Annotated in this window: 23 protein-coding genes; 16 read left to right on the forward strand and 7 right to left on the reverse strand. The window is 68.3% G+C overall.

The genetic code is table 11. The annotated features are described in order from the left end of the window. Positions 1-92: 92 nt before the first annotated feature. Positions 93-572, forward strand: a complete 480-nt coding sequence (locus tag PW843_18855) for a hypothetical protein (protein ID MDE1148644.1) — start codon at positions 93-95, stop codon at positions 570-572. Positions 573-718: 146 nt separating this feature from the next. Here PW843_18855 and PW843_18860 read toward each other — a convergent pair whose 3' ends face one another. From PW843_18860 to PW843_18870, 3 genes are all read right to left on the reverse strand, one after another. Next, a complete protein-coding gene (locus PW843_18860; protein MDE1148645.1) occupies positions 719-1,165 on the reverse strand; it encodes a DoxX family protein in 447 nt (148 codons plus the stop codon). A gap of 11 nt (positions 1,166-1,176) precedes the next feature. Next, a complete protein-coding gene (locus tag PW843_18865) occupies positions 1,177-1,665 on the reverse strand; it encodes a VOC family protein (GenBank protein ID MDE1148646.1) in 489 nt (162 codons plus the stop codon). 163 nt (positions 1,666-1,828) lie between these two features. Then, entirely contained in the window at positions 1,829-2,692 is an 864-nt protein-coding gene (locus tag PW843_18870; protein ID MDE1148647.1) for a DUF4743 domain-containing protein, read from the reverse strand. A 164-nt stretch (positions 2,693-2,856) separates the two neighbouring features. On the opposite strand from PW843_18870, the gene PW843_18875 reads away from it, so the two are divergent. The 5 genes from PW843_18875 (at position 2,857) to PW843_18895 (ending at position 6,553) form a co-directional block, all read left to right on the forward strand. Continuing rightward, positions 2,857-3,060 (forward strand): HIG1 domain-containing protein, encoded by a 204-nt coding sequence (locus tag PW843_18875; protein ID MDE1148648.1) that lies wholly within the window; start codon positions 2,857-2,859, stop codon positions 3,058-3,060. Positions 3,061-3,084: 24 nt separating this feature from the next. Further along, entirely contained in the window at positions 3,085-3,651 is a 567-nt protein-coding gene (locus tag PW843_18880) for a cob(I)yrinic acid a,c-diamide adenosyltransferase (GenBank protein MDE1148649.1), read from the forward strand. Positions 3,652-3,899: 248 nt separating this feature from the next. Beyond that, positions 3,900-4,649 (forward strand): electron transfer flavoprotein subunit beta/FixA family protein, encoded by a 750-nt coding sequence (locus PW843_18885; GenBank protein ID MDE1148650.1) that lies wholly within the window; start codon positions 3,900-3,902, stop codon positions 4,647-4,649. Positions 4,650-4,651: 2 nt separating this feature from the next. Continuing rightward, positions 4,652-5,587 (forward strand): FAD-binding protein, encoded by a 936-nt coding sequence (locus tag PW843_18890; protein MDE1148651.1) that lies wholly within the window; start codon positions 4,652-4,654, stop codon positions 5,585-5,587. Positions 5,588-5,680: 93 nt separating this feature from the next. Further along, a complete protein-coding gene (locus PW843_18895; GenBank protein MDE1148652.1) occupies positions 5,681-6,553 on the forward strand; it encodes a 3-hydroxybutyryl-CoA dehydrogenase in 873 nt (290 codons plus the stop codon). A 221-nt stretch (positions 6,554-6,774) separates the two neighbouring features. Here the strand turns inward: PW843_18895 and PW843_18900 are convergent, their stop codons facing one another. After that, positions 6,775-7,194, reverse strand: a complete 420-nt coding sequence (locus tag PW843_18900; GenBank protein ID MDE1148653.1) for a TlpA disulfide reductase family protein — start codon at positions 7,192-7,194, stop codon at positions 6,775-6,777. 206 nt (positions 7,195-7,400) lie between these two features. Between PW843_18900 and argH the strand changes: the two genes are divergently transcribed. The 5 genes from argH (at position 7,401) to PW843_18925 (ending at position 14,534) form a co-directional block, all read left to right on the forward strand. Continuing rightward, positions 7,401-8,831 carry an argininosuccinate lyase gene (argH, locus tag PW843_18905; protein MDE1148654.1) on the forward strand — a complete coding sequence of 477 codons (1,431 nt, stop codon included), beginning with the start codon at positions 7,401-7,403 and terminating at the stop codon, positions 8,829-8,831. An 11-nt stretch (positions 8,832-8,842) separates the two neighbouring features. Then, entirely contained in the window at positions 8,843-9,160 is a 318-nt protein-coding gene (locus tag PW843_18910) for a hypothetical protein (protein MDE1148655.1), read from the forward strand. Between the two features lie 36 nt (positions 9,161-9,196). After that, a complete protein-coding gene (gene lysA, locus PW843_18915) occupies positions 9,197-10,459 on the forward strand; it encodes a diaminopimelate decarboxylase (protein ID MDE1148656.1) in 1,263 nt (420 codons plus the stop codon). A 44-nt stretch (positions 10,460-10,503) separates the two neighbouring features. Further along, positions 10,504-13,251, forward strand: a complete 2,748-nt coding sequence (locus PW843_18920) for a TIGR02302 family protein (protein MDE1148657.1) — start codon at positions 10,504-10,506, stop codon at positions 13,249-13,251. Positions 13,252-13,352: 101 nt separating this feature from the next. After that, positions 13,353-14,534, forward strand: a complete 1,182-nt coding sequence (locus tag PW843_18925; GenBank protein MDE1148658.1) for an acyltransferase — start codon at positions 13,353-13,355, stop codon at positions 14,532-14,534. Positions 14,535-14,553: 19 nt separating this feature from the next. Here PW843_18925 and PW843_18930 read toward each other — a convergent pair whose 3' ends face one another. Continuing rightward, positions 14,554-15,189 (reverse strand): DUF3426 domain-containing protein, encoded by a 636-nt coding sequence (locus tag PW843_18930; protein ID MDE1148659.1) that lies wholly within the window; start codon positions 15,187-15,189, stop codon positions 14,554-14,556. A gap of 395 nt (positions 15,190-15,584) precedes the next feature. On the opposite strand from PW843_18930, the gene PW843_18935 reads away from it, so the two are divergent. The 5 genes from PW843_18935 to PW843_18955 all read left to right on the forward strand — a co-directional run bounded on the left by PW843_18935 (position 15,585) and on the right by PW843_18955 (position 22,031). Further along, positions 15,585-16,463, forward strand: coding sequence for a hypothetical protein (locus PW843_18935; GenBank protein ID MDE1148660.1), 879 nt, complete (start codon positions 15,585-15,587; stop codon positions 16,461-16,463). After that, on the forward strand, positions 16,460-17,122 hold the full coding sequence (locus PW843_18940; GenBank protein MDE1148661.1) for a YdcF family protein: 663 nt from the start codon (positions 16,460-16,462) through the stop codon (positions 17,120-17,122). Before PW843_18935 ends, PW843_18940 begins: the two co-directional genes overlap by 4 nt. A gap of 111 nt (positions 17,123-17,233) precedes the next feature. Continuing rightward, a complete protein-coding gene (locus PW843_18945; protein ID MDE1148662.1) occupies positions 17,234-18,040 on the forward strand; it encodes a lysophospholipid acyltransferase family protein in 807 nt (268 codons plus the stop codon). Between the two features lie 181 nt (positions 18,041-18,221). After that, entirely contained in the window at positions 18,222-20,438 is a 2,217-nt protein-coding gene (locus PW843_18950; GenBank protein ID MDE1148663.1) for an adenosylcobalamin-dependent ribonucleoside-diphosphate reductase, read from the forward strand. Positions 20,439-21,146: 708 nt separating this feature from the next. Further along, complete coding sequence (locus PW843_18955) at positions 21,147-22,031, forward strand: RNA polymerase factor sigma-32 (protein ID MDE1148664.1); 885 nt, start codon at positions 21,147-21,149, stop codon at positions 22,029-22,031. A gap of 162 nt (positions 22,032-22,193) precedes the next feature. Here the strand turns inward: PW843_18955 and PW843_18960 are convergent, their stop codons facing one another. Both PW843_18960 and PW843_18965 read right to left on the reverse strand, forming a co-directional pair. Next, positions 22,194-23,468 (reverse strand): aminotransferase class V-fold PLP-dependent enzyme, encoded by a 1,275-nt coding sequence (locus tag PW843_18960; protein MDE1148665.1) that lies wholly within the window; start codon positions 23,466-23,468, stop codon positions 22,194-22,196. 232 nt (positions 23,469-23,700) lie between these two features. After that, positions 23,701-26,409 (reverse strand): TonB-dependent receptor, encoded by a 2,709-nt coding sequence (locus PW843_18965; GenBank protein MDE1148666.1) that lies wholly within the window; start codon positions 26,407-26,409, stop codon positions 23,701-23,703. Between the last annotated feature and the right edge of the window lie 116 nt (positions 26,410-26,525).

Below are 26,525 nucleotides of genomic sequence, written 5' to 3' on the forward strand. Positions count from 1 at the left end.
ACCTGCGAGTAACGCGTCCCGCGCAGGCCCCACTTCGATTTTTAGCGAATTTTTCGGCACCAAGACGGAAGAGGTCATGGTAAGAACGGCTTATGCCTGATGCCGATACCCTTGCCCAGTACCGCGACCTCGTCAAAGACACGACGATAGACAGCAACACGCTGCTGTCGACGGACTACTTCAATCACTTCAATGAAGTGATCATGCTGTTGTCCATGCTGGGCGACATGCCGGACATGCTGGACGAGATCCGGGCCTGGCAGCCCAAGACCTATACGCAGCATTTCGAGGGCAGCGGCCTGGGCTTCGCCGCCTTGGCCATCGAGGCGTACGACCATGTGCCCCCCCAGTTCCGGGAACCGTTCGACATGACGGTCATGGAGTTGGAAGCCACCATCGCCGAGGCGGTGGAAACCCTATCGGCCCAGACCGACTCGCCGGAAATGCTGGGTTTCCTGGCCACCGATTATTGGCAACGGCTGCAGAAGCTGGTGGATAGGGGCAGCGCCATCGTCCATGGCGCCACCGAGCATGCCACCCTGGACCAGAGCGCCATCGACGACATGTTTTAGGGTTCCCTCAAGCGCCGGGCGCCAGCATCCGCTGGCTTGGCTTCCTCGTTTTGCAGTCCACTTCGTTCCCCGCAAAACTCCGGCGGCCCCAGTTGGGGCCTACACCGGCATGAGTCAAATCTCATGCCGGTGATGGTCAGCGCATGTCAGGCCGAGAGCGCCACGGTTTTGGGCCGCACGCGCAAGCCATCCAGGCTCCACGCCCCCGGGCCCGCCACCCAGATGAATAGGAAGATGAAGCAGAACAGCACGGCGGCATCGCCGTTGTTGACCGCCGGGAAGAAGCCGTTGTGCAGGGCCAGGCCCACGCGGAAATGCACGGTCCAATAGGCGACCGCCATTTCCCCGCACAGCAGGAAGGCCACCGGCCGCGTGAACAGACCCAGCACCAGCGACAAGCCGCCGAAGGTTTCCAGGATGCCGGCCACACCGGGCATGCTGAACAGCACGAAGGGGCCGGGAAAGTGCCCCGCCGCCGGGAAATGGAACAGCTTTTCCAAGCCATGCTGCATGAAGACCAGGGCCGCCACGATGCGCAGGGCCGCCTGGGCCTGGGGCGTGAAACGCCCGATCCCGCCGTTGAAGATCATCATCACCGCCCCGCTTATTCCTTCGCCGAACCGGCGGGGACCGCCGTGGCCTTGTCGGCGGTGAAGCCGCCCTGCTGCCAGCCGCCCTGGCTGGCCTGGCGGCGCCAATCCGGATTCTCCCAATAGAATTCCAGGCGGTTGCCGTCGGGATCGAAGAAGTAGACGCTTTTGTGCCGGCCACCGTTGTGGCCCTCGACATTGTCGATCCTGGCGCCCTTTTCCTTCAGGCGCTCATGCAGGCCATCCAGGATTTCGGGGCCGCCCTCATATTCCATGGCCAGATGGTTGAAGCCGTGCCACTGCCGGTCATGCTCCGCCGTGCCGCCAACCTCGAACAGGCCGATGTCGTGGTGGCGTCCGCCGAAGGAGAGGAAGGCCATGCGCCGGTCGTCGAACTTCAGCACCAGCTGCATGCCGACCACCTCGGTATAAAAGCGCACGGCCTTGTCCAGGTCTTCCACGTTGAAGACAAGGTGGTTGATGGACATTTTCGGCTGATCCATGGGTCCCGCTCCCGGTCATGCGCTGGCGGCGCTTGTTGTTGTTCCGCCCCGGCCCCAAGGCCGGAGATCGGCACAACACCTTAGCGCCCGGGCGCCAAGGCGCTCCATCCCGTGCCGCCTGAACTTAAGTTTGCGGGAAAATCACCAATGATCGCGCAGGGTTTCAGGCGCCGGCGCGCAGGCCCGTGACCAGATCCATGTAGTCGGGCTCCGCATCCGGCATCAGCTGGCCGTGGCGGATGAGGAAGTCGATGATCACCAGGTTGACGTTGAACTTCCAATCGTCGCTGTCGCGCACGCTGGCGGCCACGCGGTCCAGGGGCCACAGTTCGAACGCCTCGACCTCGCCATCGGTGTTGCGCGGGATGATGTCGCGGCTGAGCGCCAGGTCATAGCAGAACAGGGTATCGCGGCGCAGGCCGGCGGTGGTGTCGAAGACATAGGTGATGGCGCCCACCGGCACCGCGCGCCGGACCAGGCTGGGGTCCAGCCCCGCCTCCTCATGCGCCTCCTTCACCAGGTTTTCCGCCAGGCTGAGGCCGGCAGGCTGGCCGCCCGCCACGATGTTGTCCAGCTTGCCGGGGGCCACACCCCGGTCGCGAGCGCGCCGGCCCACCCACATCTCGACCTGGCCGCCGGTTCCGGGGACATAGCCGTTCACATGCAGGCCGAAACCGCGCACGCCGAAGCCCGGCACCGCCGCGCGATCGACGCGCAGCAGTTCCGGCTGGCCCCATTGGCCGACGACGGGGAAATCCTCCCCCCGCAAGGGCGGCACCAGGCCGTCATCCGCCAGGACGGCCACCACCGCAGCCATGGCGCGGGTGCGGGCCTCGGGCCCCGGCGCCACCAGGTCCAGCGTCGGCGTCGGGTGTCCCGGGACCAGGCGGAAGGCGGCGTTCAGGCCGGCGACGCGGTCGGCGAAGCCGGGACGCACCCATCCCAGCGCATGGCCATCGACCGCGAAGGGCCAGAAGGCGGAGGGGTCGTAGGCATTGCACGCCTGGATGTGCCGCAGGTAAGTCATGAACCTTCTCTTATCCATCGCGCCGTGGCGCGCCCTGGGCGCAGTCCCGGGCGGCCCGATCCAGTGGTACGCGCGGCCGGGCCCAATTCCTACAACCATCGTCCAAGCTGGCGCCGACCACCAGCCGTGGGCAAAGGTGCCGCGGCGCGTTATAGTCCCTGTCCATGGGCAACTTCCTGTTCTTCTGCCTGGGCGCCACCGTGGTGGCCGTGCTGGGTGTACTGATCCTGGGCCTGCTGACGATGGCGCGGGGCGGGGACGCCGCCGCCCGCCTGGGCAACCGGCTGATGTGGTGGCGCATCCGCCTGCAAATCCTGGCCGTGGTGCTGTTCATCCTGACGGCCCTGGCGCTCAACCACCATGCCTGAAGCCCCGACATCGAAGGAAACGCCATGGTCACGCTGACCCGCATCTACACAAGGGGCGGCGACAAGGGGCAGACCTCGCTGGGCGACGGCAGCCGCGTGGCCAAGGGCGACCTGCGGGTGGAGGCCTACGGCACGGTGGATGAGGCCAACGCCGCCATCGGCCTGGCGCGCCTGCACACCCGGGGAACGCCGGCGGACGCCTATCTGGCCCGCATCCAGAACGACCTGTTCGATCTGGGTGCCGATCTGTGCACGCCGGAGCAGGAAACCCCCAAATACCCGCCGCTGCGCATCGTGGACGCCCAGGTGACGCGGCTGGAACAGGAGATCGACGCGGTGAACGCCGATCTGGCGCCGCTGTCGTCCTTCGTCCTGCCGGGTGGGACGCCGGCCGCCGCCTTCCTGCACCAGGCCCGCACCATCACCCGCCGCGCCGAACGCCTGGTCGCGGCCCTGGCGGAGCGGGAAACGGTGACCCCGGCGGCCTTCAAGTACCTGAACCGGCTTTCAGATTTCCTGTTCGTGCTGTCGCGCCATGTGAATGACAGGGGGGCCGGCGACGTCCTGTGGGTCCCGGGGGCCAACCGATGACGCCGGCGGGATCTCGCCTGGCGGTCATCCGTCGCCTGGCGATGAAGCCCTTGATTTCATGGCATATATTGCAGTGCAAAATTCATGTTGCGGGGCAGCGTTGACAGCCCCGTGGGACAATCCTATTTTTGCCGACCACGTCCGGCGGCTCGATCCGCCGGGCTGGATAATAACCAGAACCCGCCAGATCGAGGGTGGAGCGTCACACCGGGCGGGCGCCCTCCAAGAAGTGCCAAAGGATCGCTAGGATGAAGATACTGGTCGCGGTCAAGCGGGTCGTTGACTACAACGTGAAGGTCCGTGTGAAGTCGGACGGCACGGGTGTTGAGACGGCCAACGTCAAGATGTCGATGAACCCGTTCGACGAGATCGCGGTTGAGGAGGCGGTCCGCCTGAAAGAGGCGGGCAAGGCCACCGAGATCGTGGTGGTGAGCGTGGGCCCGACACAGGCGCAGGAGACCTTGCGCACGGCGTTGGCCATGGGTGCGGATCGCGCCATCCTGGTGCAGACCGATGCCGAGACGCAGCCGCTGGGTGTCGCCAAGGCGCTGAAGGCGCTGGCGGAGAAGGAACAGCCGGGCCTGGTGATCCTGGGCAAGCAGGCGATCGACGACGACGCCAACCAGACCGGCCAGATGCTGGCGGCCCTTTTGGGCTGGGCCCAGGGCACCTTCGCCAGCAAGGTGGTGCCGGCTGAAGGCACCGTGGCCGTGACCCGCGAGATCGACGGCGGCCTGGAGACGGTGGAGCTGAAGCTGCCGGCGGTGGTGACCACCGACCTGCGCCTGAATGAGCCGCGCTACGCCTCCCTGCCCAACATCATGAAGGCGAAGAAGAAGCCGCTTGAGGTGGTGGACGCGGGTTCCCTGGGTGTGGACCTGGCCCCCCGCCTGAAGACGCTGAAGGTGGTTGAGCCGCCCAAGCGTGCCGGTGGGGTGAAGGTGGGTTCCGTTGCGGAACTGGTGGCCAAGCTGAAGACCGAAGCGCGGGTGATCTGACCATGACCATTCTTGTTATCGCGGAGCCGTCGACGGACGGCGTGAAGGCCCCGACGCTGACCACCCTGGGGGCGGCGGCCAAGATCGGCGGCGACGTGCATGTGCTGGTGCTGGGCAAGGACGGTGCTGCCACGGCCCAGGTGGCCGGTGTTGCCAAGGTGCTGGTGGCCGATGGGGCGGAATACGCCCACGGCCTGGCGGAGAACGTGGCCCCGCTGGTGGTCAGCCTGACCCAGGCCGGCGGCTACGGCCACGTGCTGGCGCCCTCCACCACCTTCGGCAAGAACGTGGCACCGCGCGTGGCCGCATTGCTGGACGTGGCGCAGATCAGCGACATCATCGGCGTTGAGGGTCCCGACACCTTCAACCGGCCGATCTACGCCGGCAACGCCATCGCCACGGTGCAGTCCATCGACCCCGTGAAGGTGGCCACCGTGCGCGGCACGGCGTTCGAGCCGGTGGCGGCCACGGGCGGCAGTGCATCGGTGGAGGCCGCCAGCGGGACCGGTGATGCCGGCCTGTCCAAGTTCGTCAGCCAGGAAGTGTCGAAGTCGGAGCGGCCGGAGCTGACCTCGGCCCGGGTGATCGTCTCCGGCGGTCGCGGCATGCAGTCGGGCGACAACTTCCCCCTGCTGGAAGCCCTGGCCGACAAGCTGGGCGCGGCGGTGGGGGCATCCCGTGCGGCGGTGGATGCGGGTTTCGTGCCCAACGACTACCAGGTCGGCCAGACCGGCAAGATCGTGGCGCCGGAACTGTACATCGCGGTCGGCATCTCGGGCGCCATCCAGCACCTGGCCGGCATGAAGGACAGCAAGGTCATCGTCGCCATCAACAAAGATGAAGAGGCGCCGATCTTCCAGATCGCCGACTACGGCCTGGTCGCCGACCTGTTCAAGGCCGTGCCGGAACTGACTGAAGAACTGGGCAAGGCGGGCTAACAAAGCCCGTTTAACACCCTATTCTACCTTAACTACGGGGCCCTTCGACGGTCGAAGGGCCCCCGCCAGGGTGGCCTTGCAAGGACAGACGCCATGATACGCACGATCGGCATCATCGGTTCCGGGCAGATGGGCACGGGCATCGCCCATGTGACATCGCTGTCGGGCCACACGGTCCGGCTGATGGATACCAGCCCGGAGTCGCTTTCCCGGGCCATGCAGACGGCCGAGAAGAACCTGGAACGGTGGGTCGCCAAGGGCAAGGTCACCGAGCAGGAGAAGGACGAGGCCCTGGCCCGCATCTCCACCGGCACGGACATGGCGACCCTGGGCGATTGCGACCTGGTGATCGAGGCCGCGACCGAGAACGAGGAAATCAAGCGCACCATCTTCAAATCGCTGGTGCCGCACCTGAAGGCCGACGCCATCGTCGCCACCAACACCTCCTCCATCTCCATCACCCGGCTGGCGGCCTGCACCGACCGGCCGCACAAGTTCATCGGCATGCACTTCATGAACCCGGTGCCGGTGATGCAGCTGGTGGAGATCATCCGGGGCATCGCCACGGATGAGGAAACCTACCAGGCCATCCGCGAGCTGACGTTCAAGCTGGGCAAGATCCCCGCCGTGTCGGAGGATTTCCCCGCCTTCATCGTCAACCGCGTGCTGCAACCGATGATCAACGAGGCGGTCTACACCCTGTATGAGGGCGTGGGCTCGGTCGAGGCCATCGACACCGCCATGAAGCTGGGCGCCAACCACCCGATGGGGCCGCTGGAGCTGGCGGACTTCATCGGCCTAGACACCTGCCTGTCGGTGATGCAGGTGCTGTACGAGGGCCTGGCCGACAGCAAGTACCGGCCCTGCCCCCTGCTGGTGAAATATGTCGAGGCCGGCTGGCTGGGCCGCAAGGTCGGCCGCGGCTTCTACGACTATTCCGGCGACACCCCGCGCCCGACGCGGTAAGCGGCGCCCCCGCATGAAAGCCCGGCACCGGACGATCCCGGCGCCGGGCTTTTTTTATTTCCGGTAATGTCAGTGGCACGAGATTCCGACTCGTGCCGCTGTAGGACGCGACGGCGTCCGCCGGAGCATTTTGGGGAGCGTCAGCGGACTGAAATGCGAGGATCAACCAAGGCCACGGATGTGGCCGCCCGGCGCTTGAGGGGGCCTTTGATCAATCAAGATCAAAGGCCGCGAGCATAGTGCTTGATCAGCGCCTGGGCCTCAGGCGAGTTCCAGTCGGCGTCGCCCTCCAGCCGGCCGATCTCCCGGCCTTGGGCGTCGATCAGCAGGGTGGTGGGCAGGCCGCGGGGCTTCAGCACCGACATGGCGGTGCTGCGCGGGTCCAGCCACATGGCCAGATGGCTGATGCCGTGGTTCTGGAGGAAGGGTTCCACCACGTGCGCCCCGCCCCGGTCCATCGACAGGGCCACGACCTCGAACGACTTATCCCCCAGGTCACCCTGCAGCTTATCCAGCGAAGGCAGTTCCTGGACACACGGTGCGCACCAGGTGGCCCACAGGTTCAGCAGCACCACGCGGCCCTTCAGTTCCGACAGGTGGATGCCGCTGCCGTCGGCGCGGGTCAGCGCCAGGTCGGGCACGACGGGATGATCCGCCGTCTCCGTGAACGGAGAGATGCTTCCTTTCAAAACCGGCGCGCCACCGGCGGCGCATGCCGCCCCAGCGCAGAAAACGACCGACGCGACCACGCCAATCCTTGCGAGAAACCGCAAAATCGCCATTCTTGCCATCACTCTTCGTGCCACCGGGCCTATTGGCCCCCGATGAAATTGGTCCCCCGCCCCCGATGACGTCAACACCCACCACCCCGGAAAACGCCTCGACCGCCGATAATGCCGCAGTGAACGAACTGTGGGGCGGCCGATTCAGCCGGGGCCCGTCGGAGATCATGGAGCGCATCAACGTCTCCATCGGCTTCGACAAGAAGCTGTGGGCGGAGGATATCGCCGGGTCCAAGGCGCACGCCACCATGCTGGCGGCCCAGGGCATCATCGATCAGGCCGACGCCGACGCCATCCTGAAGGGCCTGGACCAGGTGGCCGAGGAAATCCGTTCCGGTTCCTTCGTCTTCCGGAACGAGCATGAGGACATCCACATGAACGTGGAGTCCCGCCTGAAGGAACTGATCGGCGAGCCGGCCGGCCGCCTGCACACCGCCCGCTCGCGCAACGACCAGGTGGCGACCGACTTCAAGCTGTGGGTGCGCGGCGCCCTGACCCGCCTGGACGGCGACATGAAGGCGCTGCAGGCAGCCTTGATCGACCAGGCGGCCCAGCACGCCGATACCATCATGCCCGGCTTCACCCATCTGCAGACGGCCCAGCCGGTGACCTTCGGCCACCATCTGCTGGCCTATGTGGAGATGCTGGGCCGCGACCGCGCCCGGGTGCGCGACGCCATCGGCCGCCTGAACGAGTGCCCGCTGGGCAGTGCGGCCCTGGCCGGCACGCCCTATCCCATCGACCGCGTGGCCACGGCCACCGCCCTGGGCTTCGACCGGCCGACCGCCAATTCGCTGGACGCCGTGTCCGATCGCGACTTCGCGCTGGACTACCTGGCCACGGCCAGCATCTGCGCCATGCACCTGTCGCGCCTGGCGGAGGAGATCGTGCTGTGGTGCACGACCCAGTTCCGCTTCATCCGCCTGTCCGACGCCTTCACCAGCGGCAGTTCCATCATGCCGCAGAAAAAGAACCCGGACGCGGCCGAACTGGTGCGCGCCAAGTGCGGCCGCGTCATCGGCGCCCTGTCGGGCCTGCTGGTCGTCATGAAGGGCCTGCCGCTGGCCTATTCCAAGGACATGCAGGAAGACAAGGAACCGGTGTTCGAGGCCGACGACACGCTGGCGCTGTGCCTGGCGGCCACCACCGGCATGATCCAGGACATGACCCCCGATCCGGCCGCCATGCGCCGCGCGGTGGAGGCGGGCTTCCCCACCGCCACCGACCTGGCCGACTGGCTGGTCCGCCGGCTTGGCCTGCCGTTCCGCGAGGCGCATCATGTCACCGGCCGCATCGTCCGCCTGGCGGAGGAGCGGTCCTGCGGCCTGTCCGACCTGCCGTTGGACGCCATGAAGGGCGTCGACGCCCGCATCACCGAGGAGGTTTACGCCGTGCTGAGCCTGGAGGCCTCCGTCGCCAGCCGCACCAGTTTCGGCGGCACCGCGCCCGACCGGGTGCGGGCATCCATCGACGCCGCGCGCAAGCGGTTCCTGTGAAAGCGCCCGCCATGACAAAGAACCGCCTTCTGGCCATCGCCGCCCTGACCGCCGCCGCCCTGGCGCTGTCGGGTTGCGGCAAGATCGCCCGCAGCCTGGACACGCCGGATGGCGAAGACCATCCCTTCAACCCCTATCCCAATCCCAAGCTGGATCCCCAGCCGGGCGCGCAGGTGGCGCTACCCAGCTCGGCCGACCAGCCGGGTGAGACCCCGCCGGCCAAGGCCGCCATCCAGCCGGCCCAACCCTACGGCATCCTGCCGGACACCCCGTATGAGACCCATAGCGGCCCGATGATGGGCGGCGGCAGCAGCACCACGCCGCAGTAACCCCCCCTGATATTTCCAGCGACGGTTCGGATTTCGATGGCCTTCTCTTATGTTTCCGGCGTGCTGACCGCCGACGGCGTGCCCCTGGACCGGTTGGCCGAGGCCGTCGGCACCCCTGTCTACGTCTACGCCGCCAGCCGCCTGCGGGCGAATTACCAGGCCTACGCCCAGGCCTTCGCCCGCGACCCGGTGGATGTCTGCTTCGCCCTGAAGGCCAATTCCAACCAGTCCATCATCAGCCTGTTCGCCAACCTGGGCGCCGGCGCCGACGTGGTGTCGGAAGGGGAAATGCGGCGCGCGCTGGCCGCCGGCGTGCCGCCGGAAAAGGTGGTGTTCTCCGGCGTGGGCAAGACCCGGGACGAACTGGCGGCGGCCCTGACCGCCGGCATCCACCAGATCAACGTGGAAAGCCTGCCGGAGCTGGAAGCCCTGTCGCAGGTCGCCACCAGCCTGGGCCGCACCGCCCCGGTGGCGCTGCGCATCAACCCGGACGTGGACGCCGGGACCCACGGCAAGATCGCCACCGGGCGCAAGGAGGACAAGTTCGGCATCGACCTGGGCCACGCCGTGGCGGCCTACGCCAAGGCCACCGAACTGCCAGGCCTGGCGCCCAAGGGCTACGCCGTCCACATCGGGTCCCAGTTGCTGAACATCAGCCCGTACGACGACGCCTACGGCCACCTGTCGGACCTGGTTATCGCCACGCGCGAGGCCGGGCTGAAGGTGGAGCGGCTGGATCTGGGCGGCGGCCTGGGCGTGCCTTACCAAGGCGAGACCGCCCCCGACCATGGCGCCTATGCCGCCATCGTGCGCAAGCGCCTAGGCAACCTGGGCTGCCGCCTGACGCTGGAGCCCGGCCGGTCGCTGGTGGGTGACGCCGGCGTGCTGCTGGCCCGCGTGGTCTACGTCAAGGAAGGGCTGCACCGCCGCTTCCTGATCGTGGACGCGGCCATGAACGACCTGATGCGCCCCACCCTCTACGACGCCTACCACGGCATCCGCCCGGTATATGAGCCGGCGGCGGGCGCCCCGCTCGCCCCCATGGACGTGGTCGGCCCCATCTGCGAGACTGGCGACACCTTCGCCCGCCAGCGCGAGCTGCCGGCCGTGGCGCAGGGTGAACTGGTGGCCTTCATGACGGCCGGCGCCTATGGTGCCGCCATGTCATCCACCTACAATTCCCGGCCCCTGGTGGCCGAGGTGCTGGCCGATGGCGGCAAATGGGCGGTCATCCGCCGCCGCCAGACCTTCGAGGAGATGCTGGCCCTGGACGTGACGCCGCAATGGCGCGACGCTTGAGCCGGAACGGAACCCCATAAGCGGAAGGGCACGGGAAAAGCGGCATGGCGCGCAGGGCACTGAAACCCCGGACGAACCCGCAAACGGCGACGCCCCGTAAGGCCGACGCCGTGGTCGTGCCGCTTTCGCCCCGCCCCGCAGCCCCCCTGGTGCCCACCATCCTGAAACCCTGGGGCCGGTGGCTGCGCGCCGCCTGGCTGGTGCTGGCGGCGGAGCGGGTGGGCCTGCGGCTATGGCCGCTGCCGCCCCTGCTGCTGCTGGGCCTGGCCATCGCCTGGTCCGGCCTTCTGCCCCAGTTGCCGCCCTGGGCCCATGGCCTGGTGTTGGCCGCCTATGCCGTCGCCTTTGCCGGCCTGCTGGTCCGCCGGTTGCCGGGCCTGCGCCTGCCGGACCGGGAGGCGGTGTTCCGCCGCCTGGAACAGGACGGCGGCCTGCGCCACCGCCCCTTCAACCTGCTGATCGACCTGCCGGCGGTACAGTCCGACGGCCCCGCCGCGGCGCTGTGGGCTGCCGCCCAGCAGCGGGCGCGCCAGGGCCTGGGGCACCTGCGCCTGGCCGGCCCCCGGCTGGATCTGGCCGACCGTGATCCCTGGGCCCTGCGCCATGTCGCGGTGCTGCTGGCCGCTATCGCCGCCGTCATGGCCTGGGGCGACTGGGGCCCCCGCCTGATCGAGGCGGCGGATTTCGGCTATGAGGCGCCGCCGCCGGGCATGCAGGCCGACCTGGACGTCTGGATCACCCCACCGGAATCGACCGGCCTGCCGCCCCAGTTCCTGACCCGTCGCGGCAAGGTGGCGGACGCGGCCAATACCGACCCCGTCGCGGTGCCGGTGGGATCCACCCTCACCGCCCGCCTGGGCGCCCACCACCGCGCGCCGCGCCTGGCGGTCGACGACGACCGCATGGCCCTGGACGCGGTGCCCAACGGTGGCTTCCAGGCCAGCCGCACGGTCACCCAGGGCGCCCGTATCACCGTCACCGACCGCGCCCGTACCCTGGGCAGCTGGCCCATCCAGCTGGTGGCGGACGAGCCGCCGGCCATCGCCTTCCGCGACAAGCCCAGCGCCACCGAACGCTATGCCCTGAAGCTGGACTATACCGCCGCCGACGATTACGGCATCGCCACCGTCACGGCGACGGTCACGCCCACCACCCGGGCGGAAGGGACGGCGGTGGAACCGCTGGTGCTGACCCTGCCGGTGCCGGCGCGACCCACGCGGGATCCGGCCACCGCCGGCACACCCGTCGTCGCCAACGCCACCGGCTATTTCGACCTGACAGCCAGCCGCTGGGCGGGCCAGCCCGTCACCATCCAGCTGACCGCCACCGACACCGCCGGCCAGACGGCCACCAGCGCCACTGAAACCACCACCCTGCCGGAGCGCGTGTTCAACAACCCCACCGCCAAGGCCGTCATCGCCCAGCGCCGCGCCCTGATCGACAAGGGGGAGGATGCGCGCAAGCCCGCCATCCCGGCACTGCTGGACCTGGCCAGCGCGCTGGACGGTTATGCCGGCGACCCCACGGTGTTCATGGCCCTGTATGCCGCCGCCCGGGAGCTGGCCCTGGATGAGGAGGCGGGGTCGCTGGACGACGTCGCCGACCTGCTGTGGGACACGGCCCTGAAGATCGAGGACGGCAGCCTGGCGTCGGCCGAGACCGAACTGCGCGACGCCCGCCAGCGCCTGAGCGACGCCCTGGACCGCAACGCGCCCGAAGCCGAGATCCGCCGCGACCTGGAGGCGATGAAGGCGGCGCTGGGCCGCTACATGCAGGCGCTGGCCGAGAAAAGCGACCAGCAGCAGGGGCAGAACGGCGACGACGCCACGCTGGAGGACCAGGACGGCCAGACCATCGACATGGGCCAGATGATGCAGCAGCTGGAACAGATGGCGCAGACCGGCTCCCGCGATGCCGCGCGCAAGATGCTGGACCAGATGCAGGACCTGATGGAAAGCGTCCAGACCAACCCGCAGCAGCCGACGCCGGGCCAGCAACAGCAGATGCGCCAGGCCATGCAGGCGCTGGAGAAGCTGCAGCAGCTGACGGCCAAGCAGCGCGAACTGCTGGACGAAACCTTCCGCCAGAGCGACCGGTCGGGCGACGACAACCTGCCCCAGCCGCCCAGCACCCGGGGCGACAACCCCAGTTCCGCCCCCAACCGCCAGGGTGCCGCCCCGCGCCGGCCCCAGCCCAACCAGGGTGCCCAGGACGGCAAGGACCAGGGCCGGGATTTGGCCCAGCGCCAGAACGGCCTGCGCCAGGACCTGCTGGCCCTGATGCAGGAGTTGCAGCAAGGCCAACAGGGCCAGCAGCAGGGTGAGGAGGACGGCCAGCAGCCGGGTGGCCAGCAGGATAGCCAGGAAAGCGGCCAGGGGGCCACTGGTGCGGGCAAATCGCCGCTGGACCAGGCCCTGCGCTCCATGGGCCAGGCCGGCCGGGCGCTTTCCGATGGCGAGGCCGACGACGCGGTGGAGGCCCAGACCCAGGCCCTGCAGTCCCTGCAGGACGGCATCAAGGGCATGGCGCAGCAGATGGCCCGCCAGATGGGCGGCCGCGGCACCCGCATCGCCCCGCGCAGCGCCGGCAACGGCCGGGGCCGCGGCGCCGACCCGCTGGGCCGCCAGATGAATGGCCAGGGGGCCGCCAGCACCGACAGCGTCAAGATCCCCGACCACGGCGACCTGCAGCGCGCCCGCGAAATCCTGGAAGAACTGCGCCGCCGCGCCGGCGAAGCCGGCCGGCCAAAGGAAGAGCTGGATTACATCGACCGCCTGCTGAAGCGGTTCTGAGGGCGGGAGCCGACCGGAAGGCGTGCCGCTGGCCCGCCTTAACACACCTGCCGGAACATGATATCAACCGATCCGTCGCCTATCATTTCCGGATCTGAGAAATGCCGATCACGGGTTTAGTTGATAAATCCCCGGCCCCACAGGCGACGTCCCTGGATCGCAACAAGGCTTTTGATGGCGTGCGTGGATACGCGGCCCTTGTTGTCATCGTATTCCATTGTGTTCTTGGATTTGATTACGGGATCAGGAAATCCATCACGGAACCAGTATCGTCCATTTCCAATTACTATGCTTTCGCAAAATTCTTTCTGGCGACGTTTAGCGGCCATACTGCCGTAAACATATTCTTCGTGGTGAGTGGATGCGTCCTCATCCTGTCGTCCCAGCGCTGCCTTCAGGTCGGGAATATCCGGGGAAACGTGGTCTTCTTGATCCGGCGCACCTTCCGTATCCTGCCCCTGCTGATAATCTGCGTCGCGACCATCGCCGCCGCCTTCTGGGCGCTTTCCTTCGTATTCCCGCAAATCATCTCCCCGTACCCCGAGGCCCAGGTCCTCGACAATTTGCTGTTGGCCTCAAACAAGGTTCACGGCGCGTCCTGGACCTTGCGGGTGGAAATCCTGGCCATCCCGGCCATGGCGATCGCGGGTTTCCTCCATAAGAAGGTGGGAACCGCGGGCCTGGCGTTCTTTCTGCTATTTTCGATCCTGGCCTATGAAAACGCCGGGTTGACCCTTGGCCACCCCGATTTGGGAACCTCGCTGATCTATTTTTCCCTGGGCGCGCTGATCCCGACCGAGGTGGGCGCCGCCGTGGGGCGGTTGCGGGTCGGCATCTGGGTCGTGATCGCGGCCATGCTGTATGAACGCAGCATCTTCATGCCCTATGACGGCTTGACCGTGAAGTTCGCCCAGGCCGGCCTTTGCTTCTGGTTCCTCTGCCAGGTCTTTTACGGCCAGTCGCGGGCAGTGACGGCTTTCCTCAGCCGGCCGGTTTCCGTCTTCCTGGGGAAGATCAGCTACAGCGTCTATCTGTGGAACGTTCTTTTCCTGAACGCCCTGTTCGCGTTCAGGCCCCTTTTCCCCGCCTGGACGCCGGACCACGCGGTGCTTGTCGGCTCCATCGCCAGCATCGCCATCGGGGCCGTAACGATACCCGTGGCCATCCTGTCCGAAAGATACATCGAACAGCCCTTCATCCTCCTGGGCAAGCGGATCGAAGGCCTGTTCCTGCACCTGACGCGCGGCCGTCCAGGCGTTCGCCAGGCGGTGCCCGAGTCCTGAACCGGACCCAGGCCCACACCTAGTTGGGCAGCACGAACTCCGGCCGGATCTGGGCGGCCTGGCCGCCCTTTTCCACGATGTTGCCGTGGTAGACGGTCTTTTCGCCCGGAAACAGGCGGCGGGCCTTGGGCTGCATGCGCCAGCGCTGGAAAGGCTTGCCGTCGGCACCCAGGGCCGACGCCATCAGGTCCGGCACCTCACGCTGGCGGTCGGACTTGTTCTGCACGGTGATGTCGACGAACAGCATGGACGTGCCCTCCACGTCGCGGAACTCCGTCTTGCTGTCCACCATCTCCAGCCCAGCACCTGGCGGTTCCATGCCGAAACCCACCGCGTCGTAAAGACGCGCCGCCGCCGGCCAGGCATCGACGATGGCGTCGCGTTCCACCGCCAGGGCGGCCACGCCGCCGAACACCACCACGGCCAGGGCCGCCCAGCGCACGGCGGCCAGGATGCGGCGCGGCTTTTCCTCGGGCTCCGCCGCGGAGGGCGGGCGCAGGCGTCCCAGCGACAGGGGTGCCGCCGGCGCGTCGTCGTCGTCCCCGGCCCGGCTTCTGTCCCGGGCCAGCATGTCGGTGCCCAGGGTGTTGTATTCCGTCTCGCGCTCCATCTCCGCCGCCAGGTCGGCGAAGGAGGATCGGGAACGCGGCGCCATCCAGTCGGCGTCGTCATCGGGGAAGGAATCGGACGCGCCGGCCGCCTCAGGCACCTGATGCCAAACGGAACCACAGGCGCTGCACCGCACCCGCCGACCTTGCCCGAGAAGAGCATCGTCGACCCGGAAGCGCGTGGCGCAGGACGGGCAGGTTGTTATCATGGGGGGCAGGGCCAGGCCGTATTCCTTAAGAGGCACGTTAGACTTAAACGAAAAGGTCACGCCAGCGCAAGATGAGCCCCAGGAATGTCTTGACCATGACGCTGCAGGGCGGCGTGGGACAACACGTGGGACAGGTAGTCCGCTGGACGCCCGGCCCCCGCCCGTGCCATCACTAGGGCCCGCGTGCGGACGACAGCGTCCGGATGCCGACACCCCAGATGAAGGCCAGTCCCATGAGCCGGCGCGGCCCTGCCGTCCTGTCCCTACGTCGCGATGCCACGGGCCGCTTCCTGCCCTGGCTGATCGCCCTGATGGTGTTCCTGTCCACCCTGGCGGTGGCGGCTGCACAGATGCTGTCCGGCTGGGCGGCGCGCTGGGACAGCGGCCTGGACGGCAGCCTGACCATCCAGGTCAGCCCGGTGGGCCCCGGCCCCGCCCTGGATGAACGGGTGCAGGCGGTGCTGCACGCCCTGGGCGGCGCGCCGGGCATCATCAACGCGCGTCCCGTGCCCATGGCCGACGCCGCCCGCCTGGTGGAGCCCTGGCTGGGCGACGGTGCCCTGTTGCAGGACCTGCCCTTGCCCGCCCTGATCGATGTCACCGCCGGCCCCAGCGCCGACGTGACGGCCCTGCGCCAGCGGCTGGCCGCCGCCGTGCCCGGCACGACGGTGGAGGAACCGGGCGTCTGGCTGCGCGACCTGCGCCGCCTGGCCCGCCTGGTGGAAATGGTGGCCCTGGTCATCGTGGCCCTGATCGGCGGGGCGGCCGTCGCGGTGGTGATGTTCGCCGCCAAGGCGGGCCTGGCCATGCACCAGGACGATGTCGACCTGCTGCACGTCATGGGCGCCACCGACAGCCACGTGGCCGGCCAGTTCCAGCGCCACATCCTGCGCCTGTCGCTGACCGGCGGCCTGGGCGGGGCCGCCGTGGCGCTGGCCACCCTGGGCAGCCTATCCCTGCTGTCGCGCACGGTGGAGGGCACGCTGCTGCCGCCCATGACCCTGGCGCCGGCGCAATGGCTGGTGCTGGTGGCCGTGCCGGTGGTGGCCGCGGCCCTGGCCGCCATCAGCGCCCGCCTGACGGTGCTGCGGGCACTGGAGCGGCTGCCGTGACGCCGCTGCAGCGGGACGACACCAAGGCCGCGCGCGAGCGCGCACCGGCCGTGTCGGCCCCGCGGTCCCGTCCCCTGCTGTCGCGCTTGCGCGGCCTGACGTCGCTGGGCGCCGCCCTGGGCGTGTTGTGGCTGGGCGGCCTGCTGGTCTTCGCCGCCCACATCCCCCGCACGCCGGAGAACACGGGCGAGGCCACCGACGCCATCGTCGTGCTGACCGGCGGCAGTGAACGGCTGGAGGCCGGATTCGACCTGCTGGCCGCCGGGCGGGCGCACAAGCTGTTCATTTCCGGCGTCTATCGCGGCGTCGACGTGCGGGCGCTGCTGCGCATGTCGCAGGCGACGCCGGCGGCGCTGGAATGCTGCGTCGTGCTGGGCTACAGCGCCGACGACACCGTGGGCAACGCGCAGGAGACCGCCCGCTGGATGCAGGCGGAGGGCTATCACTCCCTGCGCCTGGTCACCGCCAACTACCACATGCCGCGCAGCCTGGTGGAATTCCACAACGCCCTGCCCGACGCCCGCATCGTGCCGCATGCGGTGCAGCCGCCCAACGTCCGCCTGGACGGCTGGTGGCACTGGCGCGGCACCGCCGGCCTGATCGTCAGCGAGTACGACAAATACCTGGTGGCCTTCCTGCGCCACGCCCTGGGGCTCTGACACCGGCGGCAAGGTGGTCAAGGGGTGCTGGACAGACGCCGCCCCAGACACTATCGGTACGGCCGAGGGCCCCTGATGCGGCCTTGCGAATCCGAGGGGCGGTTAAGGGCGATGCTGGTTCTGCGATCCCTGATCTTCAACATCGTCTTCTACGTCTGGACGGTGTTTTCCTGCTTCGGCCTGCTGTGGACGCTGGTGGTGCCCCACCGCACCATGATCTGGGCCATCCGCGGCTATATGGCCAGCCTGTCCTGGCTGGAGCGCACCGTCATCGGCTTGCGCTACGAGGTGCGGGGGCTGGAGCATCTGCCCCCGGACGGCACCTTCCTGGTGGGGGCCAAGCACCAGTCGATGTGGGAGACGATGAAGCTGCACCTCATGTTCGAGGATCCGGCCATCGTCCTGAAAAAGGAACTGACCTACATCCCCATCTGGGGCTGGTACGCCGCCAAGGCCCGCATGATCGCCGTGGACCGGGGCAAGCGCGGGGCGGCCATCCAGTCGCTGCTGCGCGGCGCCAGGGAACGGGTGGCCGAGGGCCGGCCCATCGTCATCTTCCCCCAAGGCACCCGCACCGCCGTGGGCGCCTGGCGGCCCTACAAGATCGGCATCGCCCTGCTGTATGAGACCCTGGGCGTGCCCCTGGTCCCCATGGCGCTGAATTCCGGCCTGTACTGGCCCCGGCACAAGTTCCTGCGCCGGCCCGGCACCATCATCATCGAGTTCCTGCCGGCCATCCCCCCGGGCCTGACCAAGGAAGAGGCGCTGACCCGCCTGGAGACGGTGCTGGAGGCCGCGACCGACCGGCTGGTGGTGGCGGCCGGCGGCCCGCCCACCGTGCGGCCGCCCGACGCGCCAACCCGCGCCAACCGCCATGTGACCAATCGCGTCCTGCCTGAGCGCCAGCCCACCCGCTGACCGGTATGAACCGGTTGGCCGGATTGACCGCCAGCCCCCCGGCACCCTACCCTTGAGACCGTTTCCAGTCGGGTTACCGGAGGACGGCATGGTCGGGCGTGAGGGTCAGGCGGCGATCGACGAACCGGCATCCCCCGGAACCCCGCCGGATTGGCCCGCCATCTCATCCCAGGTCTGGGACATGAAGTACCGGTTCAAGCAGCCGGACGGCGCCCCCATCGATCAGACCGTCGAGGACAGCTGGCGCCGCGTGGCCACGGCCCTGGCGGCGGCGGAACGCGACCCCGCCCTGTGGGAACCCCAGTTTTATGAGGCGCTGAAGGACTTCGCCTTCCTGCCGGCCGGCCGCATCCTGGCGGGGGCCGGCACGGGGCGTGCCGTCACCCTGTTCAACTGCTTCGTCATGGGCACGGTGCCCGACGACATGGGCGGCATCTTCGCCGGATTGCGCGAGGCGGCGCTGACCCTGCAGCAGGGCGGCGGCATCGGTTACGACTTCTCCACCCTCCGCCCGCGCGGGGCGCCCGTGGCGGGGGTGGGCGCCGACGCCTCCGGCCCCGTCTCGTTCATGGACGTGTGGGACGCCATGTGCCGCACCATCATGAGTGCGGGCAACCGCCGGGGCGCCATGATGGCCACCCTGCGCTGCGACCATCCGGACATCGAGGCCTTCATCGACGCCAAGCGCGATCCCGGCCGCCTGCGCATGTTCAACCTGTCGGTCCTGGTGACCGACCCGTTCATCGCCGCGGTGCGCGAGGACGGCCCCTGGGACCTGGTGTTCGGGGACACGGTCTGGCGCACGGTGCGGGCCCGCGCCCTGTGGGACCGCATCATGCGGGCGACGTACGACTACGCCGAACCGGGCGTCATCTTCATCGACCGCATCAACGACCGGAACAATCTGGGCGGGGTGGAGGTGATCAGCGCCACCAACCCCTGCGGCGAACAGCCCCTGCCCCCCTATGGCGCCTGCCTGCTGGGGTCCGTCAACCTGGCGGCCCTGGTGGTGGACGCCTTCACCGATCAGGCGCGGCTGGACCTGGACCGGCTGGCCCGCCTGGTGCCGGTGGCGGTGCGCATGCTGGACAACGCCATCGACGTCTCGCGTTTCCCCCTGCCGGCGCAAAGTGCCGAGGCCCAGGCCAAGCGCCGGGTAGGCCTGGGCGTCACCGGGCTGGCCGACGCGTTGATCCTGTGCGGGGTGCGTTACGGCACCCAGGACGCGGTGGATCTGACACGGCAATGGCTGGGTGCGGTACGCCGCCACGCCTATCGCGCCAGCGCCGGCCTGGCGGCGGAGAAGGGCGCCTTCCCCCTGTACGACCGCGACCGCTTCCTGGCCCGGCCCATGATCCGGGGCCTGGACGACGTGACCCGCGCGGCGGTGGAGCGGCACGGCGTGCGCAACGCCCTGCTGACCTCCATCGCGCCCACGGGCACCATCTCGCTGCTGGCGGGCAACGTGTCCTCAGGCATCGAGCCGGTGTTCACCTGGGAATACGACCGCGCCGTCCTGCAACGCGACGGCAGCCGCCGGACGGAACGGGTGGCCGATTACGCCTATCACCGCTTCCGCCTGGCCTTCGGGCCCGACGCCCCCCTGCCCGACAGCTTCGTCGATGCCGGCGACCTGCCGCCCGCCGCCCACCTGGTGATGCAGGCCGCCGCCCAGGAAGAGGTGGACAGTTCCATCTCCAAGACCATCAACTGCCCGGCGGACCTGGATTTCGAGGCATTCAAGGACGTCTACCTGCAAGCCTACGACCTGGGCTGCAAGGGCTGCACGACCTACCGTCCCAACGCCATCACCGGGTCGGTGCTGAGCGCGCCCGCCGCTCCGGTACCGGAACCGACACCGCCGGCGGCCACCGGTGCCGTGCCGCTGGACCGGCCGGAGACGCTGATCGGCGCCACCTACAAGGTGCGCTGGCCGGGCACCGACCACGCCCTCTACATCACCATCAACGACATCGTGATCGATGAACGGCGGCGGCCGTTCGAGGTGTTCATCAACTCCAAGAACATGGAGCATTACGCCTGGACGGTGGCGCTGACCCGCATGATCTCCGCCGTCTTCCGCCGGGGTGGCGACGTCGCCTTCGTGGTGGAGGAACTGAAGGCCGTGTTCGATCCGCGCGGCGGGCAGTGGATGAAGGGCCGCTACGTCCCCTCCCTGCTGGCCGCCATCGGCGAGGTGATCGAACGCCATCTGGTGGAGACGGGCTTCCTGGCCCGCCCCGGCGGCCTGCCGGCGGTGGAGTCGGCCGACGCGGGGGCACCCGACGCCGACACCCGGCCCCCGCCGGCGCAATGCCCCCGCTGTGGCGAGGCCAGCCTGACGCATCAGGAGGGGTGCGACACCTGCCTGTCGTGCGGCTATTCGCGCTGTGGTTGATCAGCCCCGGTGCAAGCCCTTACCGCCGCTATGTTGTCGAAGGGGCAGGGCTACTGGTCTAAGGAGATAGGGGTCCCCCACATGGCACTTCCGGTCGCGCCGGTGCGATCCCCAAAGGGGCTGCCATAAGGCATAGGCCGGGGCCGGCGGCAAGTGCGCGAGGACGGCCGGCCACCGGCTGGGGCGCCCCGCCAGCGGGTGAAGGATGCAAGGCCGGGACGGCTGAAACCCGCGCTTCACACCCCGTTTACCTCGGGGCCACTTGTTAACAAACCGCGCCCAACCCACCCCGGGGACATCGAAGCGATGTTAACAGGATGGACAGCCGGAAGGGGTGGCTACGCCGTCCCGGGGGGATGACCAATGGCCTATCGGAAGGGATGTTAAGCCCCCGAATAGGCCCGGCCGATATCGCCCGATTATATCAAATTCGAGAAATTAGACCCTTTGGTGGTGGTAATAGGCGAGTACGACCCGGACCAGCCTAAGGCGAGGTCGGGTTATGCCCTGTGGGTGATCGACTTTTTCCCGCGATATTTCAGTGATCCGATGGGTCATTACTGTCTTACCGATCCCGCAAATCCACGTGGGGTGTTGACCTGGGGGAATAGGCCGCCGGGACACCCCATCCGGGAACGCCGCTGTAGGGGACCCTAAGAAACCGTCCCCATGGGCGGTCGTGCCGGGTCAGCCAAGATGGAGGGGGGCATGGCGCACATCGACGATCCTCAAACCCAAAGGGCGAACCTGTCGTTCATCAAGGCGTCCATGAAGGCGCCGCTGCTGAGCCGGGATTACGAATTTGAACTGGCCCGCCGCTGGCAGCAGAGCCGGGACGAGAAGGCGCTGCACGCCCTGGTCTCATCCCACACCCGCCTGGTCATCGCCGTGGCCAGCCGCTTCCGCAACTACGGCCTGCCGCTGGGCGACCTGGTGCAGGAAGGCAATCTGGGCCTGATGCAGGCCGCCAGCCGGTTCGAACCGGAGCGCGAGGTGCGTTTCTCCACCTACGCCGCCTGGTGGATCCGCTCCACCATCCAGGAATTCGTGCTGCGCAACTGGTCCATTGTGCGCACCGGCACCACGGCGGGGCAGAAGTCGCTGTTCTTCAACCTGCGCCGCCTGCGCGCCCGCATCGACAGCAACCCCTCCTCCACCTCGCTGACGGCCGAGGGCCGCCGCCACGTCGCCACCGAACTGGACGTGAGCGAGCATGAGGTGGAGAGCATGGAAATCCGCCTGACCTCCATGGACCAGTCGCTGAACCACCCGCTGAGCGAGGATGGCGGCGAGTGGCAGGACTTCCTGGCCGACGACGGCCCCTCGCCCGAGCAGATCGTCATCGGCATCAAGGACAGCCGCAGCCGCACCGCCTGGCTGAGCGAGGCCATGGACACCCTGTCGCCGCGCGAACGCACCATCATCTCCGCCCGCCGCCTGCGGGAGGATGGCGCGACGCTGGAGGAACTGGGCCACACCCTGGGCGTCAGCAAGGAGCGGGTGCGCCAGTTGGAGCACCGCGCCATGGGCAAGCTGCGCCAGAGCATGATGCGCCATGTCGGCCGGCCGGAAGAGCTGTTTGTGGATGCGTGAACGCATCCCTCAGGCGCCGGCAGGCCCGTCCGGACCTTTGGCTTGTCCTCGCATTTCGGTCCGCTGACGCTCCCCAAAATGCTCCGGCGGCCGCGGTCGCGGCCTAGTCGCTTCGCTCCGACCAGGGCCATGGGAAACCGTGGCCCTGGTTTCGTTTTGGCGTCAGGCGATTGCCTTCAGCGCCCTTGCCAGCGCCGTCATGTCGTCGGGCGTGGTGCTGAAGCCGGGGGTGACGCGGATGCAGGCGCCGCCGGCCAGGCCGGCGCGCATGACCGTGAAGATGTGGTGGTCGGCCAGCAGGCGTTTCGCCAGCGCGGTGTTGTCCGCGACCGAGGTCCGGTCCTTCAGGCGGAACGACGTCATGCCGGCGCACAGGCGGGGGTCGTCGGGGGTCAGCACCTGTACCCCCGGTATCTCGCGGGCGGGCAGCGCCCACAGGTCGCGCAGGTAACGCAGGCGCGCGCCGATCACCTTGGTGCCGAGGGCGGCGTGGAAGTCCACGGCGTCAACGGCCGCCATCTGGGCGGCGTAGTTGGCCATGCCGGTGTGCACCCGCGCCAGGATGGGATCGTCGGCCGCGACCTCCTCCCCCATGAAGGGATCGATGTCGGCGATGCGGTCCCGGCGGATGTAGAGGGCGCCGACGCCCGGCGGGGCGCCGATCCACTTGTGCAGGTTGAGCACGGCGAAATCGACGCCGTCGGCGCGGACATCGACCGGCCCCTGGCCCCAGGCCTGGGCGCTGTCCACCACCACGTCCACCCCCCGGCGGCGGGCCAGGGCCACGATCTCCGCCACCGGCAGGCGCAGGCCGTCACGGTGGCTGAGATGGGTCAGCAGCATCAGGCGGACGGCGGGGTGTGCCGCCAGCGCCTGGTCATAGGCGTCGATCAGGCCCTGGTCTGTCGCCGGCCAGGGCAGGTCCACGTTGACCACCGCCACGCCCCGGCGCCGTTCCAGCCAGGCCAGGGCCGTGCGGGCGCTGTCATAGTCATGGTCGCTCATCAGCACGGCGTCGCCGGGCCGCAACCGGCTGTAGCCGCTGAGCACCGCCTGCAGCGATTCGGTGGCGTTGCGGGTGATGACGATCTCACCCGGTTCGGCATTGATCTGGGCGGCGATGCGCTGCCGCAAGGCCTGGTAATAGGGCCAGAAGTCCCGCCGCACGAAGGTGGCACCCTCCGCGTTCACCTTGGCGGTGTAGCGGTCATAGGCGGCGTTGACGGCCAGCGGCATCTGGCCGAAGGCGCCGAATTCCAGGTTGATGATGCCGGTGTCCGGTCGCGCCGGATAGGCGGCGGCGATCTTCTGCCAGCCGGCCTCGTCATCCAGCGCCTTGGGCGCCGTGACGGTCGCGGGAACCGGTTGCGCCCCCGCCGGGGAGGACCCGGCCATCAGGCCACCGGCGGCCCCCATCAAGGCGGCTTGCAAAAGCATGCGTCGTTCCATGGACATGGACTCCATCCGCCGACCGGCGGTTCAGGGATATCAGGATAATACAGCGGCATGGGATTTCCCCCATGCCGCTGTAGGACGCGACCGCGTCCGCCGGAGCTTGCCCAGGGAGCGGAGTGGACTGGAAAGCGAGGAAGGCAAGCCGGCGGATGCCGGCGCCCGCCGATTGAGGGCGGCATTTGAGCGGTACGATCAAATGCCACGCATTCAAGCTTCAGAAAGCGGCGTTGACGCGCACGTAATAGCGGCCGCCATAGGTGTCGTAGGGCGCGTTGCGCGAATATTCGATGCCCCGGCTGGCCTGGTAGACGGCCTTTTCCGGATAGGTGTCGAAGATGTTCTCACCCGCCACCCGCACCGACAGATTGTCGTTGATGTGATAGGTGACCGACAGGTCGTAGAAGGTGATGCCGCCGAAGGTCTGGTAGATGTCGCCGGTGGAATTGCCGGTGCTGTCCGTCCAGCCGCCGTAATACCGGACCCGCGCCTGGTATTCGAAGGGATGGTCGGTATAGGTGACGCTGGCCGTCACGTTGTTCTTGGGCAGGCCCTGTTCATACAGGATCTTCTGCGTCGGATTGGCGTTCAGGCTGCCGGCGGTCACCATGGTCAGGTTGTGATTGTAGGCCAGCTTCAGGTCCACGCGGCCCGTCTCGAACACCGGCTGGGTGTAGTCCACCACCACGTCCAGGCCCTGGGTGCGGGTGTTGAAGTCGTTGGTGAACCAGTAGACGGAGGTGTAGTTGTCCGCCCCCGGCACGCCCTGGGCCACCAGCTGGGCCTTTTGCGCCGCGGTCAGGGTGATGGTCTGGGAACTTGAGAAGCGGTTGGCGACGTCGACCTGGTAGGCATCGACCGAGCCCGACAGGCCGACATCGGTGCGCCAGACGGCACCCAGGCTGTAGTTCTGCGAGGTTTCGGGCTTCAGCGGCTGGGCGCCCAGCGCCACCGCCAGTGGGTTGTCCGGCGACAGGCGGCCGCTGGTGAACAGTTGCAGGGTGTTGGTGTCCAGCCCCTGCGAGGTGCTGAGGGAGTTGATCTGCCCCGGCGTCGGCGCCCGGAAACCGGTGGAGTATGAGGCGCGCAGGGCCAGGTCGGGCGTGATCTCGTACCGGGTGGAGGCCTTGTAGGTCATCTTGTCGCCGAAACCGCTGTAGGTCTCATACCGGGCGGCACCACCCACGGTCCATTGCGGCAGCAGCTTGGCCTCAAGGTCCAGGTAACCGGCATAGCTGGTCTGGTACCAGGACCCGGCCTGCTGGTCGCTGAAGCCCGGGAAGCCGTTGGCGCCCGAGGCCAGGCCGGCGGTGGCGCCCGGCCCCACCAGATACGAGGCCTTGTCCCCCGTCTCCACTGTATAGATCTCCAGCCGGCGCTCACCGCCGAAGGCGATGTTCAGCGGTTCCGGCAGGGCGCCGACATCCAGGCGATAGACGCCGTCGGCGTTCAGGTTGAACTCATCCTGCCGCTGGGTGCCCAGGAAGAAGTTGGTGGGGCTGTCCGGCCCCATCGACGCGTTGATGGAATTGTAGAGGTAGAAGCGGCTTTCGTTCTCGCCGTACGACCCGCTGAGGTCCCAGTCGAAATCACCGCCGACATGGCCGCGGGTACCCCAGACGGCCTGATAGTCGGTGTACTTGATGCCTTCCTGCGGCGTGAAGCCGTTGGGGTAGAGGGACTTCAGGTCCCAGCCGGGGAAGATGGTGGGCGCCAGCCCGTAGACACTGGCGTTGCTCTTCACGTCGGGCGTGCGCCAGTTGATGTCGTTCAGCCCCTCGCCCGTCGCCACGGTCATGAAGCCGTACACCTCCGCCGCGCCCACCGGCAGCATGCCGTCCACGGCGTAGTGGTAGGAACTCTCGTCCGGCCGACCCCAGCGCTGCACCGGGTCGGGGATCTTCAGGGATGGGTTGGCCGCCTGCAACGCGGCGGCATCCGCGCGCTGGTGAGTGCGGGAGGTCAGGGTGCCGTCCGACCATTCCGCCGTGGCGATCAGGTGGCCGCCGTCGCCCACCTCCGTCCCGGCGCGCAAACCGCCATTCCAGGTGGTGCCGTCGCCGGCATAGTACTGCGAGCCCTGGGCGTAGCCATAGACGCCGGGCCGGTCGTCCAGCTGGATGTTGATGACGCCGGCGATGGCGTCGGACCCGTACTGGGCGGAGGCACCGTCGCGCAACACCTCCACCCGGCCGATGGCGAAGTCCGGGATCTGCGCCAGGTCCGCCCCCTGGGCGCCGCGCTGGCCCAGGAAGGCGGTGCGGTGGAAACGCTTGCCGTTGACCAGCACCAAGGTCTGGTCGGGCGACAGGCCGCGCAGATGGGCCGGGCGGATGAACTGCCCACCGTCGGAGCTGGGCAGCTTCTGCACGTTGAAGCCGGGAATGACCTGGGTCAGGTTTTCCAGCAGCTGGTTGGAGGCGCCGTCCTGAAGGTCCTTGGCGCTCAGCACGTCCACCGGCGTCATGGTGGTGAACTGGGTGCGGCCACGATCGCGCGTGCCGGTGACCACGATCTCATCCAGGCTGCCACCGGCGGCATCGGCCACCTGGACGTCGGCGGGGGCCGCCTGGGCCCGGGGCCGGGCCGCCGACCCGGATGACGGTGCCACAGCCGGCGCCAGCTTCAGCACCACCGTGCGGCCGTCGTCCGACGCCACCACCAGGGGCGTGCCCTTCAGCAGGCGGGCCAGGGCCTGGCCGCGATCGAGATCGCCTTGCAAGGCGGCGGTGTTGATGCCGTCCAGCTGGTCGGTGGGCGCCAGGATCTGGATGCCGGCTTGCTGGGCGAACAGGGGGATGGAACGCACCGCCGGCTGGGCCGCCAGATCGAAATGCGCGTTCTGCGCCCAGGCCGGCGTGACACCCCACAGGCCACCCAACGCCGTGCCCGCCAACATCAGGCCGCGACCGTATTTCACAATCATTACATCTTCCCCCAACGATGAAGTGGGCGGCCTTGCCGTCCTCGACAGTCGGCCGCGCTCATTGCGTTCATGCTGGGAGAGAGAATTGGCGGCTTATCTTTCCGCCACTCCGTCAT

This window comes from Azospirillaceae bacterium (assembly GCA_028283825.1).
Classification (GTDB): Bacteria; Pseudomonadota; Alphaproteobacteria; order Azospirillales; family Azospirillaceae; genus Nitrospirillum.

What these genes read in the sequence shown, in the direction of transcription:
- PW843_18865 (MDE1148646.1), bottom strand. Translation starts at nt 1,665, where the DNA reads ATGGATCAGCCGAAAATGTCCATCAACCACCTTGTCTTCAACGTGGAA.
- PW843_18930 (MDE1148659.1), bottom strand. Translation starts at nt 15,189, where the DNA reads ATGGCGCCGCGTTCCCGATCCTCCTTCGCCGACCTGGCGGCGGAGATG.
- argH (MDE1148654.1), top strand. Translation starts at nt 7,401, where the DNA reads ATGACGTCAACACCCACCACCCCGGAAAACGCCTCGACCGCCGATAAT.
- PW843_18920 (MDE1148657.1), top strand. Translation starts at nt 10,504, where the DNA reads ATGGCGCGCAGGGCACTGAAACCCCGGACGAACCCGCAAACGGCGACG.
- PW843_18960 (MDE1148665.1), bottom strand. Translation starts at nt 23,468, where the DNA reads ATGCTTTTGCAAGCCGCCTTGATGGGGGCCGCCGGTGGCCTGATGGCC.
- PW843_18950 (MDE1148663.1), top strand. Translation starts at nt 18,222, where the DNA reads ATGAAGTACCGGTTCAAGCAGCCGGACGGCGCCCCCATCGATCAGACC.
- PW843_18855 (MDE1148644.1), top strand. Translation starts at nt 93, where the DNA reads ATGCCTGATGCCGATACCCTTGCCCAGTACCGCGACCTCGTCAAAGAC.
- PW843_18935 (MDE1148660.1), top strand. Translation starts at nt 15,585, where the DNA reads ATGAGCCGGCGCGGCCCTGCCGTCCTGTCCCTACGTCGCGATGCCACG.
- PW843_18870 (MDE1148647.1), bottom strand. Translation starts at nt 2,692, where the DNA reads ATGACTTACCTGCGGCACATCCAGGCGTGCAATGCCTACGACCCCTCC.
- PW843_18945 (MDE1148662.1), top strand. Translation starts at nt 17,234, where the DNA reads ATGCTGGTTCTGCGATCCCTGATCTTCAACATCGTCTTCTACGTCTGG.
- PW843_18860 (MDE1148645.1), bottom strand. Translation starts at nt 1,165, where the DNA reads ATGATGATCTTCAACGGCGGGATCGGGCGTTTCACGCCCCAGGCCCAG.
- PW843_18955 (MDE1148664.1), top strand. Translation starts at nt 21,147, where the DNA reads ATGGCGCACATCGACGATCCTCAAACCCAAAGGGCGAACCTGTCGTTC.
- PW843_18880 (MDE1148649.1), top strand. Translation starts at nt 3,085, where the DNA reads ATGGTCACGCTGACCCGCATCTACACAAGGGGCGGCGACAAGGGGCAG.
- PW843_18875 (MDE1148648.1), top strand. Translation starts at nt 2,857, where the DNA reads ATGGGCAACTTCCTGTTCTTCTGCCTGGGCGCCACCGTGGTGGCCGTG.
- PW843_18965 (MDE1148666.1), bottom strand. Translation starts at nt 26,409, where the DNA reads ATGATTGTGAAATACGGTCGCGGCCTGATGTTGGCGGGCACGGCGTTG.
- PW843_18925 (MDE1148658.1), top strand. Translation starts at nt 13,353, where the DNA reads ATGCCGATCACGGGTTTAGTTGATAAATCCCCGGCCCCACAGGCGACG.
- PW843_18895 (MDE1148652.1), top strand. Translation starts at nt 5,681, where the DNA reads ATGATACGCACGATCGGCATCATCGGTTCCGGGCAGATGGGCACGGGC.
- PW843_18885 (MDE1148650.1), top strand. Translation starts at nt 3,900, where the DNA reads ATGAAGATACTGGTCGCGGTCAAGCGGGTCGTTGACTACAACGTGAAG.
- PW843_18890 (MDE1148651.1), top strand. Translation starts at nt 4,652, where the DNA reads ATGACCATTCTTGTTATCGCGGAGCCGTCGACGGACGGCGTGAAGGCC.
- PW843_18910 (MDE1148655.1), top strand. Translation starts at nt 8,843, where the DNA reads ATGACAAAGAACCGCCTTCTGGCCATCGCCGCCCTGACCGCCGCCGCC.
- lysA (MDE1148656.1), top strand. Translation starts at nt 9,197, where the DNA reads ATGGCCTTCTCTTATGTTTCCGGCGTGCTGACCGCCGACGGCGTGCCC.